Below are 19547 nucleotides of genomic sequence, written 5' to 3' on the forward strand. Positions count from 1 at the left end.
GAGTATACTAAACGCTACAATGCATGCAGTTATACATACGGATCAAGAAGGGAAGATAAGCTTACCCTGAAGGTCGTCCGAGGTGAAATGATATGATTACTGAACAACAAGTATTAGATGTAATAAAAAGTATCGACTATAAACCAATGACTTATCAAGAATTGGAGCAGCAGCTAGAGATTCAAGCGGCTTCAGACTTTAAAGAATTGGTCAAAATATTAAATGAACTTGAGCGTACAGGCATCATCGTACAGAACAAGTCTCATCATTATGGTCTACCGGAACATATGGATTTGGTTCGTGGACGTATTCAAGCTCATGCCAAAGGATTTGCTTTTCTAATTCCTGAGGAAAAAGAGCATGGTGATGTCTATATCAATGCCAATGATATGGGAACCGCAATGAACGGGGATATCGTATTTGTTAAAGTGACGTCTCGCAGTACGACAGGTGGTCGTATGGAAGGTGAAGTCGTTCGTGTCATCACTCGCAAAAATACACGTGTGGTTGGTGTATTCCAAGGGTTGGATACGTACGGATTTATTATTCCAGATGATAAGCGGATTAACCGCGATATTTTTGTGCCCAAAGAAGCATTCGGTGGTGCAGTCGAAGGCGAAAAAGTGGTTGCTGAAATCGTCAGCTACCCAGAAGGCAGAGCAGCAGCAGAAGGACGAATTGTTGAAGTGTTGGGTCACAAAGATGATCCGGGCGTAGACATCTTGTCTGTTATTCGTAAGCATCAACTGCCAGAGTCTTTCCCTGATGAAATTATGGATGAAGCGCAAGCGGCTCCTGATTCCATTACAGATGCAGAGATCGTCGAACAAGGCAGACGCGATCTACGTGACAAAAATATCGTCACGATCGATGGCGAAGATGCCAAAGACTTGGATGATGCTGTTAATGTAGAGCGTTTAGACAACGGACATTACCGTCTAGGCGTGCATATTGCAGACGTAGGCTACTATGTCAAAGAAGGCTCTAAGCTCGATATCGAAGCTTACAACCGCGGATGTAGTGTGTATCTAGTGGATCGCGTGATTCCAATGTTGCCACATCGTCTATCGAACGGAATCTGTAGTCTTCATCCACAGGTAGATCGTCTAACTCTTTCATGCGAAATGGAATTCGATGAGCATATGAAAGTCGTGAAGCACGAAGTATTTACCAGTGTAATCAAAACCAAAGAGCGTATGACGTATACCAATGTACGCAAAATTTTGGAAGATGAAGATCCAGAATTGTTAGAGCGTTATGCTCCACTTGTCGAAGATTTCAAATTAATGCGTGAACTTGCGATGCAGTTACGTGAGATGCGTGCTCGTCGTGGCGCAGTTGATTTTGATTTTGACGAAGCGAAAATCATTTTAGATGAAAAAGGCAGACCGATCGATATTGTGAAGCGTGAGCGTTCTGTTGCAGAACAGATTATCGAAGAGTTTATGTTAGCTGCGAATGAGACTGTAGCCGAGCATTTCAGTACACTTCAAGTGCCGTTCTTGTATCGTATTCATGAGAATCCAGATCAAGAAAAATTACAGAACTTCTTAGCATTCGCTTCTAACTTTGGTCATGTTATCAAAGGAACAGGCGATCATGTTCATCCACGTGCATTGCAACAATTGTTGCAAGATATCAAAGGTGAAAAAGAAGAAACAGTAATCAGCACAATGATGCTTCGTTCGATGAAACAAGCGAAATATTCCGCAGACAGTTCAGGTCACTTTGGACTAGCCGCAGATTACTATAGTCACTTTACATCACCGATTCGTCGTTATCCCGATCTGGTTATTCACCGTGTCATTCGTGAAGTGATCGAAAATGGTGGTAAGCTTAAGCCGAAGCGTCAAGATTACCTAAATTCACGTATGGCGGATATTGCACAGCAATCGTCAGAACGTGAACGTGTTGCTGTAGATGCAGAGCGTGATACCGACCAACTGAAAAAAGCAGAATATATGCTGGATAAAGTGGGCGAAGAATTCGAAGGTATGATCAGCAGTGTTACTAGTTTCGGTATGTTTATCGAACTGGATAATACAGTAGAAGGTCTGATCCGCTTAGGTATGCTGACTGACGATTATTATCATTTTGACGATAAACAAATGATCTTACTTGGTGAACGTACTTCCAAAATCTATCGTATCGGTGATGCGATTACCGTACGTGTAGCTCGTGTGAATATGGAAGATCATACGATCGACTTTGAGCTGAAAGATATGCCGAAAAGCAACCGTCCTGAACGCACAGATCGTGGCACTCGTCCTCCACGTGGAGATAGCGATCGTAAAGGCGGACGTGGCGGAGATCGTGGTAAAAACAAAGCAGCTAGTAAAGCGGCGAAGTTTGGTAAAGCAGCGAAGGCTGCAAAAGCGAGCAAAGCGCCTACAGCATCTGTAGCTCCAACCGCAGATAGTGGTAGCAAAAAGCCAGCAAGACGTAAACGTAAACCGTCTACAGTCTCTGGTCAAACGAGTGCTGTAAGTGTACCGAATACACAACAGCCGCGTGCTACAGAAAATACGGTATCTGCGAGTACCAGTAATAGTGAAGGTGCGCCTAAAAAAGCGAAAGGCATTTCGACTCATGCTCCGAAAAGTTCGAGTAAAGACAACTCTCGCAACTTCAACTTCGGTTCAGGTAAAGGTGGCTATAATAGTCCTGTCGAAAGTAGCAAAAAGCGTAAAGGCAGTCCAGCACCAAGACGTAAAAAGATAGAAGGCCCTGTATTCGATCCAGAAGCAGGCAATATCCAAACGTCTTCTGCCAAAGCAGATCCTAGCAAAACAGGTGGCGAAGTGAAAAAGAGTCGTCCACGTAAACGCAAACCAAAACCAACAGAACAAAAACCTGAATAAATAAGATATTGATCGGCTTTCTTCTTTCTCTGTACACCTTAGAATGAGGATGGAGGATGGAGAAATGCCGATCTTTATTTGTAAGTAGAGTATGATCACTAATTCGGTAATAAAGGAGTGAACCCTTATGGCGCCTAAAAAGGGTGAAAGTAAAGTTCTAGCGCAGAATAAAAAAGCATCACATGATTATTTTATCGAAGATACGTATGAAGCAGGAATGGTCTTAACTGGTACAGAGATCAAATCATTGCGCCGGGCAAGAGCCAACATCGGTGATGCGTTTTCCACGATTCGTAATGGCGAAGTGTTTTTACACAATATGCATATTAGCCCATTCGAAGAAGGTAACCGTGCCAATCCAACTGATCCGACACGTACTCGTAAACTGCTATTGCATAAAGGTCAGATAAGCAAGTTGATCGGTGCTTCTAAGCGAGATGGTTATACGATTGTTCCGCTTAAAATCTATATCCGTAACGGGTATGCGAAGCTATTAATCGGTCTGGGTAAAGGTAAGAAACAGCATGATAAACGTGCGACAGCTGCCAAAAAAGATGCAGATCGTGATATTCAACGGGCATTACGGGATAATCAAAAAGTTTCTCGCTAATGTATAAAGTGCGTAATACTCATTTCTACCCATTTGTAGCGAGTTAGTTACAATATGAAGTGAGATGGGTAAATGGATAGTGAAGCTGGTGTAAATCAGTGACAATGTTCGTCTAGTCTGGCTTATAAAGCAGATAGAGGGCTAGAGGAATTACATGTTCATCCATGCTGAGAACAAAGCTTGTGCATATAGGCAACTGTTCAAAGATGCTGAAATGTGGTATACTCATAGTCTGTGGTCGTTGTATATTCTTTCAATAGAAACAGCATATTGCTGATACAGGCGACACTTTACAGTTCTTTCTTATGGAGGGAAAGACTGTTGCTGTATATTCGGATAACGAGACTCATGTGATCCGTTCTAATCCAGCACCCTTATATTAAGGGGGCGTTTATGGATTCGACGGGGGTAGTTCGAGCATGGGTAGCGGGTAGTGGGGACGCGTCCGCTTTATCAACGCTAAAGCCTATTAAACGGCAAACAACAAACTAACTACGCTTTCGCAGCTTAATAACCTGTGAGCGTGCTCTCCCCTCGCATCGCCCATGTGCCAGGACGAGGGCCCAACTAATAGTGGGCTACGCTGTCACATCTCCGCCTGAGGTGTGCTGAATAAGATAACCAGGCTGACCCAAAGGGAATCCGGTGACAGGGAGTTCCTAGGGTGACATCAAATCTGTCACTACACCCGTAGAAGCTTATGTAACGTTGCCTTCGGACAGGGGTTCGACTCCCCTCGCCTCCATTAGAAAAGCCCGCTCATTTGAGCGGGTTTTTAATTTTTCTAGAATTTTAAAAAGAATGATTAGTATTTTTAAAGTTTATTTTCTAATATCTTGTGTATTTATATAAATTTTCACTCTTATAATGCTATTATTATTTAAAAGATACTTTTTAATTAAATAAAAGAGGTGGATAAATTGAAAAATGATTTTGTTAATTTGTTATCTGATTATGAATATCTTAGAAAAGAAAATAATTTAAAAAAAAGATTTACTTATGGAGAATTCAAAATAATTGTTGATCAAGCAAGGTATCCAATATCAAATGTGATAGAGATTTTTAGTAGGTATAATTTACAACCAAGATATCAAAGAAATAGAGTTTGGGATAAAAAACGTAAATCTAGATTAATAGAAAGTTTGATTGTTAATGTACCAATACCTTCAATTTTTCTTTATGAAGTAGAGTATGCAAAATATGAGATTTTAGATGGTTTGCAGAGAATTTCAACTATTATTGAGTTTTTAAGTGACGATTTTAAATTAGAAGGATTGGATCTGTTTCCTGAATTTAATAAACACTCTTATTATGAACTTCCAGAAAAAATTAAAAACTCAATACATAGGAGATATTTATCTGCAACAATAATTGTAAAAGAATCTAATTATGATATAGATACAGAAGAACAAATAAAACAATTTATATTTGAGAGACTTAATACTGGAGGAATGGAACTTTCAAATCAAGAAGTAAGGAATGCTTTATATGGTGGATTTTTTAATGATATGTTAATAAATATAGTTGAATATCCTAAGTTTGAAAAAATGGTAAACATTTTAGAGAAAAAAAAGCTACAAATGGAAGATAAAGAGTTAGTTTTGCGTTTTTTTGCTTATAAGAGTGCATATAAAAATGAAATTAAATTAGGAACAAAAGAATTACTTGATCTTTACGCTAAACAAACTAAATTGTTAAAAACTTATCAAGTGGAAGAGGCAGAAGAATATTTTTATTCGTTAATAGATATTATTTATGAACTTTTTGGAAAAGATGCTTTTAAAAAAAGAAGTCAAGTTAAATTTGAAAAAATGATTTACGATACATTAATGTTAAGTGTGTCTGAGTTAATAGATGAACATGGGGAAGAAATATTTTATATTAATGATTCGATTAAATTAATAGAATATAAAGAAAATATAATAAAATGTAATAGAGAATTATTTAACGGTAAAAATACGGCGTTCAATAATGTTATTGAAAGAGTAAATTTTTTTAAGAATAACTTATTAGAGGAGCTTCGGAAGTGAATAAAGAAACTATGAATAAGCATCTTGACGAATTAATAAACAGTTTTGATTTAATGCCGTCCGCGCCTTTCATAAGTTTAAAAATACAAAGAATAATACAAAGAAATTTTATAATATCTTTATATTCAATATGGGAAACCTATATTAAAAATAAGCTATATGATGTTTATATGAAAAATGAAGATATTTTATATAACGAAGAGTTTATTAAAAAGTATTTTGAAAAAACTTTTAGTAAGAAATATACTATCAAAATTTTTATGGATAATATATCTGATGCTCATATTAAGAAAGAAATATTGTTCGACTCAAATAACTTAAGTTGGTATGAATTTGAGAATTTTATTAATGCAATTGGATTCGATATAAGTAGATTGAAAAGTAATCTTACTAATAGAGATGAGCTAGACAAATTAAGTTCTATTTTTATGGAAAGAGGTATAACACCACTTTATAATCAAAAAAATAATGAGAAAGATATCAAAATGAAAAGAATAGTAGGATATATTCAGTTAATTGTTGAAAATAGAAATCAAATTTCTCACAATTTTGATACTGATTTACCAGAAAATATAAATAAAAAAAAAGCTTTGATATTTATTCATTTTATAAAAGTCTTGACTGGAGAGATTGAGCAATTTATTGAAAAAGAAATAGCATTGAAACTCGAACAAAATGGAGATTTAAAAGAAATTCTTGAAATAGTAAATGTTATTAAGGGTTGTAATATGAATATCGATCAAACATGTATAGTAGAAGTTCATATACCTCAAGACTTTAAAGAGCTTCCTAAAGATATATATATAAAAAGTGAGACAGGTAGTGTGAAAAAAGCTAAAATTATAGCTAAACAATATAAAGGAATAAATTTATCTAAGATTATTAATAATAAAATTATCTCAATAGAAATTCAAGTAGATATGAAAATAAAAACTAATAGGAAGTATTCTATCTGTACTAGAAAGAGTACTACTGAAAAAATGAAGTTATTACAAACATCATATGATAAAAGTAAGCTTTCCATCTATTAAGGGTCTCTTTTTATAAAGCTGTTATTAATTAAGAACATTTTAAAAAGTAAACAAGTTTACTGTGATATTCTAGATATACTTTTCCTATGAAAGCTTGTCTATAGACTCAATAATAAACTTAAATAAATTGTTTTAAAGTATTCTTATAGCTAATAACTATAGCCAGATATACCTTTTTAGCTTACGTAAAGAAAGTCTCCTCATGTTAAAATAAACCAATCATCATTAATCGTGAACAACACCAAGGGGGATTTTAACATGAGTGATAAATTTCAAATCGTAGGTAGCTTGTTGCGACCGGCTGAGTTGTTAGAATATAAAACACAAATCGAGCATCGTGATGATATTCACTATCCATTTTATCAGGAGTTCGATGGATATGAGCAGACGGAAGCGAAAGCGATCCAGTCTGTCGTGGAAAAAGAAATCGAAAATGATCTGTCGATCATTACAGATGGGGAATATTCCAAATCCATGTGGCATCTAGACTTTGTCTGGGGCTTTCAAGGGATTGAACGTTATATTGCAGATCATGGATACTTTTTCCGCGATACGGATGGAAGTTCCAAATATGAGACACGCAAAGATATCGGATTACGGATCACAGGCGAACTTGGCGGGAAAAATCATCATTTTATCGAAGTATTTAAAAAGCTAAAAGATCATGCAGGCGATCGTGAGACCAAGCTCTGCGTACCGTCTCCATCCCATATTTTCGGTGAATTGTCGTGGTCAGATAATATCGGTGGTACTGATTCCGTATACCAAAATGCGAAAGAACTCAAAGCAGGTCTGGTCAAAGCCTATACTGAATTTGTGAAAGAATTTGCAGAAGCGGGCGGTAAAATCCTGCAATTCGACGATTGTTTGTGGGAACTATTTGCAGATGATAACCCGAACTCTCCGTATACTGGCGAGCATATTAACCAAGAAGAAGTACAGGCGCTTGCGACTGAATTTATCGATATTAGCAATACGGTCATCGACTATGGTCACAGTCTTGGACTGAAAATGTGGACACATAACTGCCGTGGTAACTACGATTCTCGTAATATGGGTGGCGGATCGTATGTGAAGATTGCGAACTTGTTCTTGAAGCAACTCAAGTATGATCGCTTCTTCTTGGAGTGGGATGACGAGCGTGCAGGTTCGCTTGAAGCACTTGCTGTGTTCAAAGACAAACCAAACACTGAGGTTGTTTTAGGCTTACTATCTTCCAAAACCAGTACGTTAGACGATGAAGAACGTGTTCTTCGCTTGTTGGATGAAGCATCTACGATTATTGATAAAGATCGTTTGTTACTTTCTCATCAATGCGGATTTGCTTCTTGCGATGGTGGTAACGAATTGACGGAAGCAGAACAGTGGAAAAAAATCAATCAAGGGCAGAAGATTGCTGAGCAGTATTGGGCGAAGTGATTTTCCAATTGATGAAAGAATATACATGTGATTAGATTCTTGAATGAAAGTATAAAAGAAGCCATCTATTAGATAATGATAGGTGGCTTTTTACTATTAACTATGATATTCTCTACTCAAAGTTATAACAGTTATAACTTTATAACTTGAATGATTAAACAAATAATAGAGGTGATTAGAGTGCACAAAACGATAAAGCTAAATCAAAAAAAGTCAGATCATAACGTATATTCTCGTAAAATTGGTCGGATGGGTAACAGTCTTGGAGTTAGCTTTCCAAAGTTGCTGGCTGAGAAGTTGGATATTTCTCAAGGCGATGAGATTGAATTTATTGAAAATCATGATGGTGAGATTATATTAAGAAAGGTTCGTCAGATAGAGCTTCCTGAACATGTTCGACCTGAAGTATTAGAAGCATTTTATGATGTTTTTGAGGAAGATCGTGCGATATTTGATGATTTGAAGGACAGATAATATGACGCTATTTTTGACTAAAGAAGAAGTGATTGCTGCTCATTATTATATGATGCGACAAATGAATGATGTAGATCAGGCAGGGATCAAAGATCATACCTTGCTTGATTCTGCTATACATAGACCGATGCAGAGTTTATTTGGCGAAGATGCGTATCCTAGCTTGTTTGACAAAGCGGCGGCGTTTTTAGAATCACTTGTTAAAAACCATTGTTTTCATAATGGTAATAAACGTACAGCGTATTTAGTGGTGAAGTCTTTTTTGATGATTAATGGTTACCATTTGAGAATGGAACGTGTATTTGCTGTTGAATTTATTGTGGATATTGCTACAGGAAATACTTCTTTTGAACAAATTGTAGAGATACTTCGTAAGTACTCTGCATCCAAATAGTATTCTATGGAAAATGTGAAAATAAATATAAAAACAAATGTATCTCGACCTAGTATAGATATTTCGGTTTAATTATGATAGCTTTTTCTATAATTAGCAGTACATCTATCTGTGTTGTTGAAAGAACTCTTGATAAATCTTTAAAGCACTATAAATAAACCAATAGAACGGAGCCAAAGCCCATGACCAACCTATCGCTTGAAATCCAAAATGCCACAGGCAAAATCGTAGCTTCTCATACCGACACCAAACAAGTACATCTCGTGTACACCCAAGCGTACCAACCCGAAGATATCATTATCCTCAAATGCTCCAAACCCAATACATATCTCATCATCCAGCTAGAAGACTCGATGGGTGAAGCTTTTATTTATATGACAGGTGAAGAATACCGATATCCGATCCCTTTTGCTGAAAAAAGATCCTCCTACTCACCGAAATCTTTTACAGGCGAGATGCATCTGTTGACTGCACGTCTAGCAACGAAGGAAGAGATTCAGACTCATCGCAACGTAGCTTACAACCCGTACGATCAACATACCAATAACGTCTGCTATCCACATGCTTCAGCAAATGTAGAGACGCGTGGTGAAGCTGTTTTTGCAGCGCGGAATGCAATCAATGGTAATCGTGCCAACCATTCACATGGAGAATGGCCTTACGAATCTTGGGGAATTAATCAGCGTCCCGATGCGGCGATTACGATTCATTTTGGGCGTAATGTATTGATCCATCAGGTAGTACTGACATTACGGGCAGACTTTCCGCATGATAATTATTGGGAACGGGTGACGTTGACGTATTCGGATGGAAGTTCAGAGCAAGTGAATCTGGTTAAGACGCATCAACCGCAAATCATTTCGATCCAAGAAAAAGCAGTAGAATGGGTTACATTGAGCGAGTTAATCCAATCTGATGATCCTTCTCCTTTTCCAGCTTTGACACAGTTTGAAATATATGGTCGGGAAGCTTGAGATCGATGTGATTTTTTGATATCATGTTCCACTTATCGTAAAGAACTAATTTTAGTCAGCAAAGTTAGTTTTTTTTCATTATGTACACTTGCTCTACGTTTTGCTTTTGCACAAGATGAAGTACATAATATAGATAGATCAACTAATCAGGAGGCGATACATTTGAGTACATCAACGATAGGCGTTCCATTGAAAGGATTTGCAGAATTTAGTCGTAAAGTGGCTGCTGAAGGTGCAGTATTATTGAAAAATGAGGGTCAGGTTCTTCCGATTCAGAAAAAAGAAAGCGTTTCAATATTTGGTCGGACACAGGTCAATTATTATCGCAGTGGTACAGGTTCTGGCGGTAGTGTACATGTAGCGTATACGACTAATCTGTTAGATGGATTACGCAGTAAAGCAGATATCACAGTCAACGAACAATTAGCATATGTCTATGAAAAGTGGATCGAAGAAAATCCGTTTGATAACGGTGGTGGTGGCTGGGCAGCAGAGCCTTGGTTCCAGAAAGAAATGCCGTTGACAGATGAATTGGTCGCCGAAGCACGTAAACATTCGGACAAAGCGATTATGATCATCGGACGTACTGCTGGGGAAGATCAGGATAATGCAGATGAGCCGGGAAGTTATAAATTAACGATTGAGGAACAATCCATGTTGCAACATGTAACTGCTCATTTTGACCAGACGGTTGTGATCTTGAATGTATCCAATATTGTAGATATGAGCTGGATTAATGATACAGGATACATACACCCGATTAGCAGTGTCATCTACGCATGGCATGGCGGAATGGAAGGCGGTAACGCGATTGCAGATGTGCTTGTCGGTGAAGTGACACCTAGTGGTAAGCTAACCGATACGATTGCTTATTCGATTGCAGATTACCCGTCTACACGTAATTATGGTAATGAATTTAAAAGTGTATATGAAGAAGATATTTATGTAGGTTATCGCTATTTTGAAACGTTTTGCCCGGAGAAAGTACAGTTTGAATTCGGATACGGCATATCTTATACAGACTTTACGATCGACGCTCAAGAAGCTAAAGTGATCTCCAAAGATGGAGAAGAACATATTGAGTTCACGGTCAATGTGCATAATAGCGGTTCTACATTTGCAGGTAAAGAAGTGGTACAAGTCTATGTAGAAGCACCTCAAGGAGAACTGGGTCAACCTGTGAAAGTGTTAGCAGGGTTCGGCAAAACGAAGCTGTTACAACCGGGAGAAGCAGAAACGTTAACGATTACGTTCCCTATGTCTTCTTTGGCTTCCTACGATGATAGCGGAGTAACAGGGCACCGTTCTGCTTATGTTCTAGAAAGTGGTACGTATATTTTCCATGTAGGAACCAGTGTGAAAAAGGTACAACCTGTACAGGTAAATGGACAAAGTGGTTATGTACTGGAACAGTTGCATGTGGTGGAGCAATGTGCAGAAGCGATGGCTCCTGTTGAAAGCTTTAATCGGGTCAAACCGGGTACTCGCAAAGAGGATGGCACGTATGAACTGAGTTCTGTCGAAGCTCCAACACGCCAGATTTCGCTAAAAGAACGCATTCAGCAAAACCTTCCTGAAACCCTAGCGCAGACAGGAGATAAAGGACATAAGCTGAAAGATGTAGCCGATGGCAAAGTCAGTATCGAAGAATTTGTAGCTCAATTGAATAACGAAGACTTGGCTACTCTAGTCCGTGGGGAAGGGATGAGTAGTCCACTGGTAACATCAGGGACAGCATCTGCTTTTGGCGGCGTGAGTGACAATCTATTTGGCTATGGCATTCCAGTCGCATGTACAGCAGATGGCCCGTCTGGGATTCGTATGGATAGCGGAGAGCAATCTACACAGGTATCGATTGGAACACTGCTTGCAGCAACATGGAATAGTGAACTGGTTGAAGAATTGTATGTGATGGAAGGTCAGGAAATGCTGATTAACCATATTGATGCTTTACTTGGACCGGGACTTAATATCCGTCGTAGTCCGTTAAATGGACGTAACTTTGAGTATTTTTCAGAAGATCCGTTGATCTCAGGTGTGTTCGCAGCGGCTTGTACGCGTGGAATTATGAAAGGCGGTTCGAATGCGACACTGAAGCATTTTGCTTGTAATAATCAGGAGAAACATCGTAGTAAAGTCGATGCTGTTGTCTCTGAACGTGCGCTTCGCCAGATTTATTTAAAAGGATTCGAGATTGCTGTGAAGCAAGGTGGAGCGAACTCGGTCATGACTTCATACAATCCGATTAATAGCCATTGGGCGGCTTCCAATTATGATCTGAATACAACGATTCTACGCGGTGAATGGGGCTTTAACGGTATCGTGATGACCGACTGGTGGGCGATTATGAATGATACGGCAGAAGCTGGTCCCGCTGATCGCAAAAATATGAACGCTATGGTACGTGCGCAAAATGATCTGTATATGGTTGTGCCTAACTATGGAGCAGAAACCAATGCTTGGGGCGATAACACGATCGAATCGTTAGCGAATGGATCTTTAACCGTAGGCGAGTTACAACGTTGTGCGATTAATATTTGTGAATTTATTATGCAAGCGCCTGTGTTTGCCCGTAAAGAAGCCTTTGTTGAGAGTATTGATCTATTCAAAGGCAATGCTGGCTTATCCGCAGAACAAGCACAAAAAGTAACACCTAACCAACCGATTCCACTGGATACCGATGAATCTACATTTATCGAAGTCAAAGAAAGCGGAATGTACCGATTGTTCGCTTATGTCATGTCACCTGATAATGATCTGGCGCAAAGTGCTTGTAACTTAACGTTCAATGATCAGCTTGTGACCACGATCCAGACGAATGGTACAGAAGGCAAGTGGGTTACACAGAAGTTAGTGAAGGTGGAATTAGAAGCAGGAGTATACGAATTGAAGTTTGAATTTGTGAAGCCAGGGATTGAAGTGAAGCATCTGGAATTGAGAAAAGTGTAAGTATTCTTCATAAAATGAAAGATAACAAAACCACTAGTGAGCAAAGGGCTAGTGGTTTTTGCTATCCTTTTCTACCTATTTTCCACTAATTTCAAAATTAAGCATTGAAAAGTATAGCCATAGTAGAGTAATATGGCTATATAATATGCAATTATATTAATTTATTAATATTTATATTAACTATAGAGAGTAGATAGGAGAATAATCATGACTCAACTACAAGATCAACTCATCGTACATTATAAGTTTGATAATCCAGAACATATTGAGCAAGATTCTTCAGGTAAAGGAAATGATGGGATCGTCACAGGCACGATCAAGCCTGTAATCTCTGAAGTCTTTGGTAGACATGCAGTTACGTTTGCAGGAGGACGAAATGGTAGTTCATTTATTCAACTTCCTGTTCACGCACTTCAAAATGTAAGCGATAACAATGGAATAACAGTTACGACATGGGTGAATTTAGGGATGGGCGTAAGTATCTGGGAGCGCCTTTTTGATTTTGGTAATGGAGAAGGAAGTCCGTCTTTATTTATGACACGTCAGATGCGCGGAACCCTGACTGCTGATGGCGATCTAGCGATAGATCCGGGTAAAGGATTTGTGCGAGACGAATGGATGCATGTGGCTTTATCTGTGAAAGGAACAGAAGGTGGAACGCTTAGTAGCGCCGGCCCTGTGGTCTATGTAAATGGTGAAGTACTTGCCGATGGATCAATTAGCCAGACGTCTAGCGGTAACTATGCACGCTTGCGTCACTTTTTCCAAGCATTCGCAGAACAGACCACCAAGAATGCAAATTATATCGGACGTTCTCAGTTTGTTGCGGATGATGATTTTGTAGGTTCGCTAGCTGATTTCCGTGTCTATGAAGCAGGATTATCTGCGGATGAGATTATAGAAGTGATGTGCGATTCGTTAACCGATGAAGAGATTATTGGACTAGCACGAGATAAATATTTGTCTTTCCCTACAACGATTATTACCAAAGATATTGCATTACCACAGGAATTGATGGGTGGACGGGTAAATGTAGCATGGACTTCCAATCAACCAGCATGGTTATCGGATCAAGGCCAGATGGGACAAGTTACTGAGCCACAAGCAGTTACATTAACAGCTGTATTGACTCGAGGCACGACTAGACTTGAAAAGAGTTACCATGTGTCTGTATTACCTGCTCATTTGCCACCGTATACGCTAACTATTCATGGCGATCAGGAAGTATTGGATGTTAGTGAAGTGATGTACGGTTTATTTTATGAAGATATTAATAATGCAGCCGATGGCGGAATCTATGCAGAATTGATACAAAATCGTTCGTTTGAATCGTTTGCATTTGATACCTATTCTCATGCTTCTGGTGAATGTGGATGTTCGACTGGACGTAACCGTGAGCCGTTATTTGCATGGTTTGGAGATACAGAGCAGATGACTCCACAATCCAGTGGTGGGTTAAATGAACACTTTGGCGTACAAGATCCAGAAGTGAACTCTTATTATGTGACAGTAGCGGATGAAGCAACGATTTATAATCGAGGATTTGGCGATACCAATCATAATTGTGCGATGGCGATTCGTATAGGAGCGCAGTATAACTTCACGATTTGGGCAAAAGCGGAATCTGCTGGAAGCATCACGATCCAACTACAATCTGCTGAGCATGATAGCATCAGCGAGCCAATTACTATACCGATTGAAGGCAATCACACATGGAAAAAATACGGAGTCGATGTTCCGATTACATTGACAGGTACAGCAGATACATTCGGGCAATTAGCGATTACATTTGATGGCGAAATCTCTATTGATATGGTCTCGTTGATGCCGTTCGATGTATGGGGGGCGACAGAAGAGATCTCATCTTCTTCTGCTCATGCTAACTATACAGGCAATCCGAATTACCGTTTACGTAAAGATCTAGTTAACGCATTGGTTGAAATGCACCCTAAATTTTTACGTTTTCCAGGTGGTTGTATCTCTGAGGGTTCATTTATCTGGGAAAATGTATACGACTGGAAAGACTCGATCGGAGATATTGAATTACGCAAAGAAAACTTTAACGTCTGGGGCTATATGATGACGATGGGTCTCGGTTATATGGAATATTTCCAATTAGCTGAAGACTTGAATGCTGTGCCTCTTCCTGTAATGGCATGTGGTGTATTGTGTCAGGCACGCTCCGATTATGCGCATCCAGCAGGTGGAGAATTACGGGATTACTTTATTAAGAACTTTACCGATCTGATCGACTTTGCGATTAGTATGGATTTTGAAAATAATGAATGGGCAGCCATGCGTCGCCATATGGGACATGAAGCACCATTCGATCTTCGTTATCTAGGCGTTGGTAATGAAAACTGGGGTGTAGAGTTTTTTGCTAACTTTGAAGTGTTTAAGGTCGCGATTGATCAGTACATGGAGAAGCATTATCCGAATCATGAACTGCATATTATCTCAACCGTTGGAGCGCAAGCAGATGATGATGCCTACCAACAAGGCTGGAAATTTTTGAGTGGCAATATGGAAGGGTCAGCAGAAGTGGCTTTTGCCGATGGGGAGAAAGTAACCGAAGAAACTGTCACATGGTATAAAGATCAATCCAATTATATGGATACGATTGCCGATGAGCATTATTACCGTTCCAATGAATACTTACTCAGTAATGCAGACCGTTACAACTATTACTATCGAGCGTATCATCCAGATGGCAGTATCGACTGGCAACAATCGTCCAAAGTATTTGTCGGTGAATATGCATCTACCGATAAAAATACACTTGCAGGCGCTGTAGCCGAAGCCGCCGTGATCACTGGTTTTGAAAATAATGCAGATGTGGTTCGTCTAGCCGCTTATGCACCACTATTTAACAAAGTATTAACCGATGGAACATACCGATGGACACCGGATTGTATCTGGTTCGATGATGAAAGTGTCTGGTTTACTCCGAACTATTATGTACAGCATTTGTATGCGAAATATCTGGGAACGAAAGTACTGGGAACTTCCTTTTCAACTTATAAAAATGGAAAAGCGATCGAATGGATTCCGCGTGGTGGGATCGAGATTGCGACTGGCAATGCTGAGATGATCGTTAGCCGTGTCAAAGTGATATCGAATAAAGATCATTCTGTACTGCTGGAACAAGATTTCACACAAGAGTTACAACCGATCTGGCAAGACATTCCGGGTTCTGTAGGCTATACGATCGATCCAGCACAAGGATTAATTTTGAAAGCACAAGCAAGTGGGCTTAATGGTCTTTATATTATCAATGAAGAGTGGACAGATTACACAGTGGAGGTGGTGGCTTCTAGAGTATCCGGTACAGATGGATTTTACATTGGTGCAGGTCTGACTGATATCTCTGCGGAGAACAAAGATGTGATCGAGTATGCGATTGGTTATGACGGTCAGGCTACAGGTGTTAAAGTGCATAAGCAAGGCGTAGAAAGCTATACATTAGGTGATTATTCGACCAGTACAGCCGCAGGTAATCTAAGAGCAGCTAGCTATGAACCGATCACTAATCATACACCGTATACGATTACAGTTAATTATGGTGGGGATACAGGCAATCGCTTAATCTGCTTCTATACAGACGGTCAGACAACAAGTAAAGTACACGATTACAAGCTAGAAGCCTACAACCGTGAAGTATTCCACTCCGTTACCAAAGACGAGAAGCATATCTATATCAAATTAGTAAATGCCGATGATGCTGACAAAGCTACACGCATCAACCTGCAAGCATTAAACGTCTCACCAACAGCCCAATTCATCACATTAACTGGTGATGCTGAACTTGTACATGTTCCCAATGTAAACAAAAAGAACGACGAAAAAGTGGTACCTCAAGAACAACAGCTACAGATCGAGGATCAATCGTTAGTCGTTCCATTGTCTGCAAATTCTGTGAATGTGCTGGTATTGGATATACAGTCGTAATCATTCATTTCTATTCTTATTTTAGTCACAAAGAGCGGATGACTATGGTCCGCTCTCATCTTTATTATGCGGAAGGGGCACAAGTAATGAATAAAGGTTGGATTCAAAAAGCAACTGCACTGACATTGATGATCTCATTAACGATTCCTGCGATTGGTTTTGGAGGAGCTACATCTCATGCAGAAGAATATGAGTTGAAGCAAGCCGTCACTACCCCTACATTTTCCAATGTATCGGTACATGATCCTTCGATTATCAAAGCAGGTGGAACGTTCTATGTATTCGGTTCCCATATTTCGGCTGCTAAATCGCAAGACTTGATGAATTGGACTTCATTTGCAAACGGTTACACTACTCCGGGAAATACGATCTATGGCGATCTTTCCAAAAACCTAGCCGGTTCATTCAAATGGGCAGGCGAAAATGATGCAGATAGCAAAGGCGGATTCTCGGTCTGGGCGCCAGATGTGATCTGGAATCCTAAATATGTGAATGCGGATGGCACCAAAGGTGCATATACTATCTATTACTGCACATCTTCTACCTATATTCGCTCTGCCATCGGTATGGCGGTATCTCAAAAAATAGAAGGACCTTATACGTATGTCGATACAATGATCTATTCTGGATTTACCAAAGATAAAGCATTCGACAACAACAGTACAGTTGATAAAAAATGGACGAACACCAATATCCAGACGTTGATCAATCAGAAGAAATTAAGTGGTGAAAGTTCAGCATGGTTCAATGCAGACGGAACTTATGCGAATCAGAACTATCCTAATGCGATAGATCCAACGATATTTTCGGATACGAAAGGTAAGCTATGGATGACTTATGGTTCATGGTCTGGCGGTATTTTTGTTTTAGAAATCGATGCCAAAACAGGCAAACCCATCTATCCGGGCAAAGATGGTCAAACCAAAGATGGACGCTTGATTGATCGTTATTTCGGCACCAAAGTTGCTGGCGGTTACGGTCAGTCTGGTGAAGGGCCTTATATTCAATACAACAAAGAAAGTGGATACTACTATCTGTATATGACGTATGGTGGATTGGCTGCAAATGGTGGATACAATATGCGTGTCTTCCGCGCGACCAAGCCAGATGGTCCCTATCAAGATGCGAAAGGGCAACAAGCCACATGGCCTGCGCAAACGTCTAATGTGACCTATGGTAATAAGCTAATCGGTAATTATTTATGGGATAGCAAAGTAGGCGATCCCGGGTATGGAGAAAACTTCGGCTATGTTTCTCCAGGTCATAACTCGGTCTACACGGATGATAAAACAGGGCAGACATTCCTTGTCTTCCATACTCGTTTCCCGGCGAGAGGTGAAGAGCATGAACTTCGTATTCACCAGATGTATATCAATAAAGAAGGCTGGCCTGTTTTATCTCCTTACCGGTATGCAGGTGAGACGTTAGCTAAAGTAAGTGAAGAGATGGTTGTAGGCGATTATCAATTTATCGATCATGGGAATGATTCTTCTGCGGCGATCAAAAATACACAATATATTCGTCTCAACAAAGATCGTACGATCTCGGGCGAACTGCAAGGAACATGGCAGAAAAAAGGCACAGCAGATGCTATACTCACGATTGATGGTGTGAAGTATACAGGTGTATTTGTGAAAGATTGGAATCCAGTGACCAAGCAGTATAATATGACATTCACAGCCTTATCGACCAATGGAACAATGGGTTGGGGTAGTCGTCTCGTTGAGGAATCGGATAAGCAAGTGGTCGCAGATGTGTATAGTGATCTAAGTCTAGGTGATGTATCCAATATAATCAGCAATGTACAATTGCCGACTGTAGCAAGTCGTGGCACATCGGTAGTCTGGACAAGTTCCAATCCAGCAGTTGTTAGTAATACAGGTGTAGTCACTCGTTCACAAGCAGGACAAGCACCAGCAAATGTTACACTGACTGCTTCTATTAGCAAAGGTAGCATCAAACAAACCAAAGTATTTCAGGTAACCGTACAACCTTTTGTAGAAGCTACATTAACAGCGCAATACAGTTTTGAACATAATTTAAAAGATACAACAGCAACATTTGGACAAGGAACAGTGACTGGAGATCGCTTAGACTCTACAGTGGGAACGATTACGTATGGTACTGGAGTCAGTGGACAATCAGCTGTTTTCAACGGGACATCTGGTATTCGTTTGCCACAAGGATTGATCTCTAACAATTCGTATTCGGTTGCGGTATGGGTGAAGCCAGATCAATTGACAACCTATTCACCTGCCTTTTTCGGGGCAAAAGATACCGATCACTGGGTAAGCTTAATCCCGCGTGGTGCAACAGCAGACAAGGCGATGGTCTGGTCTGGCACAGCGTGGTATGACGGAGTGACGGGCGTGACGATTCCAGCGAATCAATGGACGCATCTGGCTTTCTCTGTCGATGAAGGTAGCTTAACGATCTATGTGAATGGAGTTCAGCAGTTTAGCGGGACGAACTTCCCGGATATTTTTACAGGTGGTAACGCTAGCTTCGGTCTAGGTGTGAACTACTGGGATACTCCTTTCAAAGGGCAGATGGATGAGTTACGTATTTACAAAGGTAGTCTAACACCTGCTCAGCTTTCTCAATTAGCGAAATCATAAAAACATCCAAGATTGCGCCAAAGTATTGTTCTTTCATGTAAAGAATGATATATTCATGTACGCAATCGACGAACATGAGCTTGGACAACAAGCTTATTATATTGACACTATCAATCATGCTCTTCAGTTGCTTTTGACCTGAAGAGCTTTTTTTATACTATTTTTTTCTAGTTATATTGTAATAAAGCCCTTTTGATACACTAATGTCGGTCTATTTCTCAGGTATGCCCATTCTAATG

General features: G+C 39.7%; 11 protein-coding genes and 1 other RNA gene. All 12 read left to right on the forward strand.

Translation table 11 applies throughout. The annotated features are described in order from the left end of the window. The first annotated feature begins 92 nt into the window (after positions 1-92). The 12 genes from rnr (at position 93) to PO903_RS06515 (ending at position 19308) form a co-directional block, all read left to right on the forward strand. On the forward strand, positions 93-2861 hold the full coding sequence (gene rnr / locus PO903_RS06460) for a ribonuclease R (protein WP_273592912.1): 2769 nt from the start codon (positions 93-95) through the stop codon (positions 2859-2861). Between the two features lie 127 nt (positions 2862-2988). Further along, positions 2989-3471 (forward strand): SsrA-binding protein SmpB, encoded by a 483-nt coding sequence (gene smpB / locus PO903_RS06465; protein WP_069325810.1) that lies wholly within the window; start codon positions 2989-2991, stop codon positions 3469-3471. Between the two features lie 383 nt (positions 3472-3854). Further along, positions 3855-4219: a transfer-messenger RNA gene (gene ssrA, locus PO903_RS06470) on the forward strand. Positions 4220-4391: 172 nt separating this feature from the next. After that, complete coding sequence (locus tag PO903_RS06475) at positions 4392-5501, forward strand: DUF262 domain-containing protein (protein WP_273592913.1); 1110 nt, start codon at positions 4392-4394, stop codon at positions 5499-5501. Beyond that, a complete protein-coding gene (locus PO903_RS06480) occupies positions 5498-6532 on the forward strand; it encodes a hypothetical protein (RefSeq protein WP_273592914.1) in 1035 nt (344 codons plus the stop codon). The genes PO903_RS06475 and PO903_RS06480 overlap by 4 nt, the downstream gene beginning before the upstream one ends. 258 nt (positions 6533-6790) lie before the next feature. Beyond that, positions 6791-7951: a uroporphyrinogen decarboxylase/cobalamine-independent methonine synthase family protein gene (locus tag PO903_RS06485; protein WP_273592915.1), complete on the forward strand. Its 1161-nt coding sequence runs from the start codon at positions 6791-6793 to the stop codon at positions 7949-7951. A gap of 180 nt (positions 7952-8131) precedes the next feature. Further along, a complete protein-coding gene (locus tag PO903_RS06490; RefSeq protein ID WP_273592916.1) occupies positions 8132-8425 on the forward strand; it encodes an AbrB/MazE/SpoVT family DNA-binding domain-containing protein in 294 nt (97 codons plus the stop codon). Position 8426: 1 nt separating this feature from the next. Beyond that, a complete protein-coding gene (locus PO903_RS06495; RefSeq protein WP_273592917.1) occupies positions 8427-8819 on the forward strand; it encodes a type II toxin-antitoxin system death-on-curing family toxin in 393 nt (130 codons plus the stop codon). A gap of 182 nt (positions 8820-9001) precedes the next feature. Continuing rightward, on the forward strand, positions 9002-9793 hold the full coding sequence (locus PO903_RS06500) for a carbohydrate-binding protein (protein ID WP_273592918.1): 792 nt from the start codon (positions 9002-9004) through the stop codon (positions 9791-9793). A 162-nt stretch (positions 9794-9955) separates the two neighbouring features. Continuing rightward, entirely contained in the window at positions 9956-12742 is a 2787-nt protein-coding gene (locus PO903_RS06505) for a glycoside hydrolase family 3 C-terminal domain-containing protein (protein ID WP_273592919.1), read from the forward strand. A 207-nt stretch (positions 12743-12949) separates the two neighbouring features. After that, positions 12950-16690: an alpha-L-arabinofuranosidase family protein gene (locus PO903_RS06510; RefSeq protein ID WP_273592920.1), complete on the forward strand. Its 3741-nt coding sequence runs from the start codon at positions 12950-12952 to the stop codon at positions 16688-16690. A gap of 86 nt (positions 16691-16776) precedes the next feature. After that, positions 16777-19308, forward strand: coding sequence for a LamG-like jellyroll fold domain-containing protein (locus PO903_RS06515; protein WP_273592921.1), 2532 nt, complete (start codon positions 16777-16779; stop codon positions 19306-19308). The last annotated feature ends 239 nt before the right edge of the window (positions 19309-19547 follow it).

This window comes from Paenibacillus sp. PK4536 (assembly GCF_028594455.2).
GTDB classification, from domain to species: Bacteria; Bacillota; Bacilli; order Paenibacillales; family Paenibacillaceae; genus Saccharibacillus; species Saccharibacillus nuruki.

Excerpts from the sequence above, each read along its gene's own strand:
- rnr (WP_273592912.1), top strand. The coding sequence starts at position 93 with ATGATTACTGAACAACAAGTATTAGATGTAATAAAAAGTATCGACTAT.
- smpB (WP_069325810.1), top strand. The coding sequence starts at position 2,989 with ATGGCGCCTAAAAAGGGTGAAAGTAAAGTTCTAGCGCAGAATAAAAAA.
- PO903_RS06485 (WP_273592915.1), top strand. The coding sequence starts at position 6,791 with ATGAGTGATAAATTTCAAATCGTAGGTAGCTTGTTGCGACCGGCTGAG.
- PO903_RS06495 (WP_273592917.1), top strand. The coding sequence starts at position 8,427 with ATGACGCTATTTTTGACTAAAGAAGAAGTGATTGCTGCTCATTATTAT.
- PO903_RS06500 (WP_273592918.1), top strand. The coding sequence starts at position 9,002 with ATGACCAACCTATCGCTTGAAATCCAAAATGCCACAGGCAAAATCGTA.
- PO903_RS06510 (WP_273592920.1), top strand. The coding sequence starts at position 12,950 with ATGACTCAACTACAAGATCAACTCATCGTACATTATAAGTTTGATAAT.
- PO903_RS06515 (WP_273592921.1), top strand. The coding sequence starts at position 16,777 with ATGAATAAAGGTTGGATTCAAAAAGCAACTGCACTGACATTGATGATC.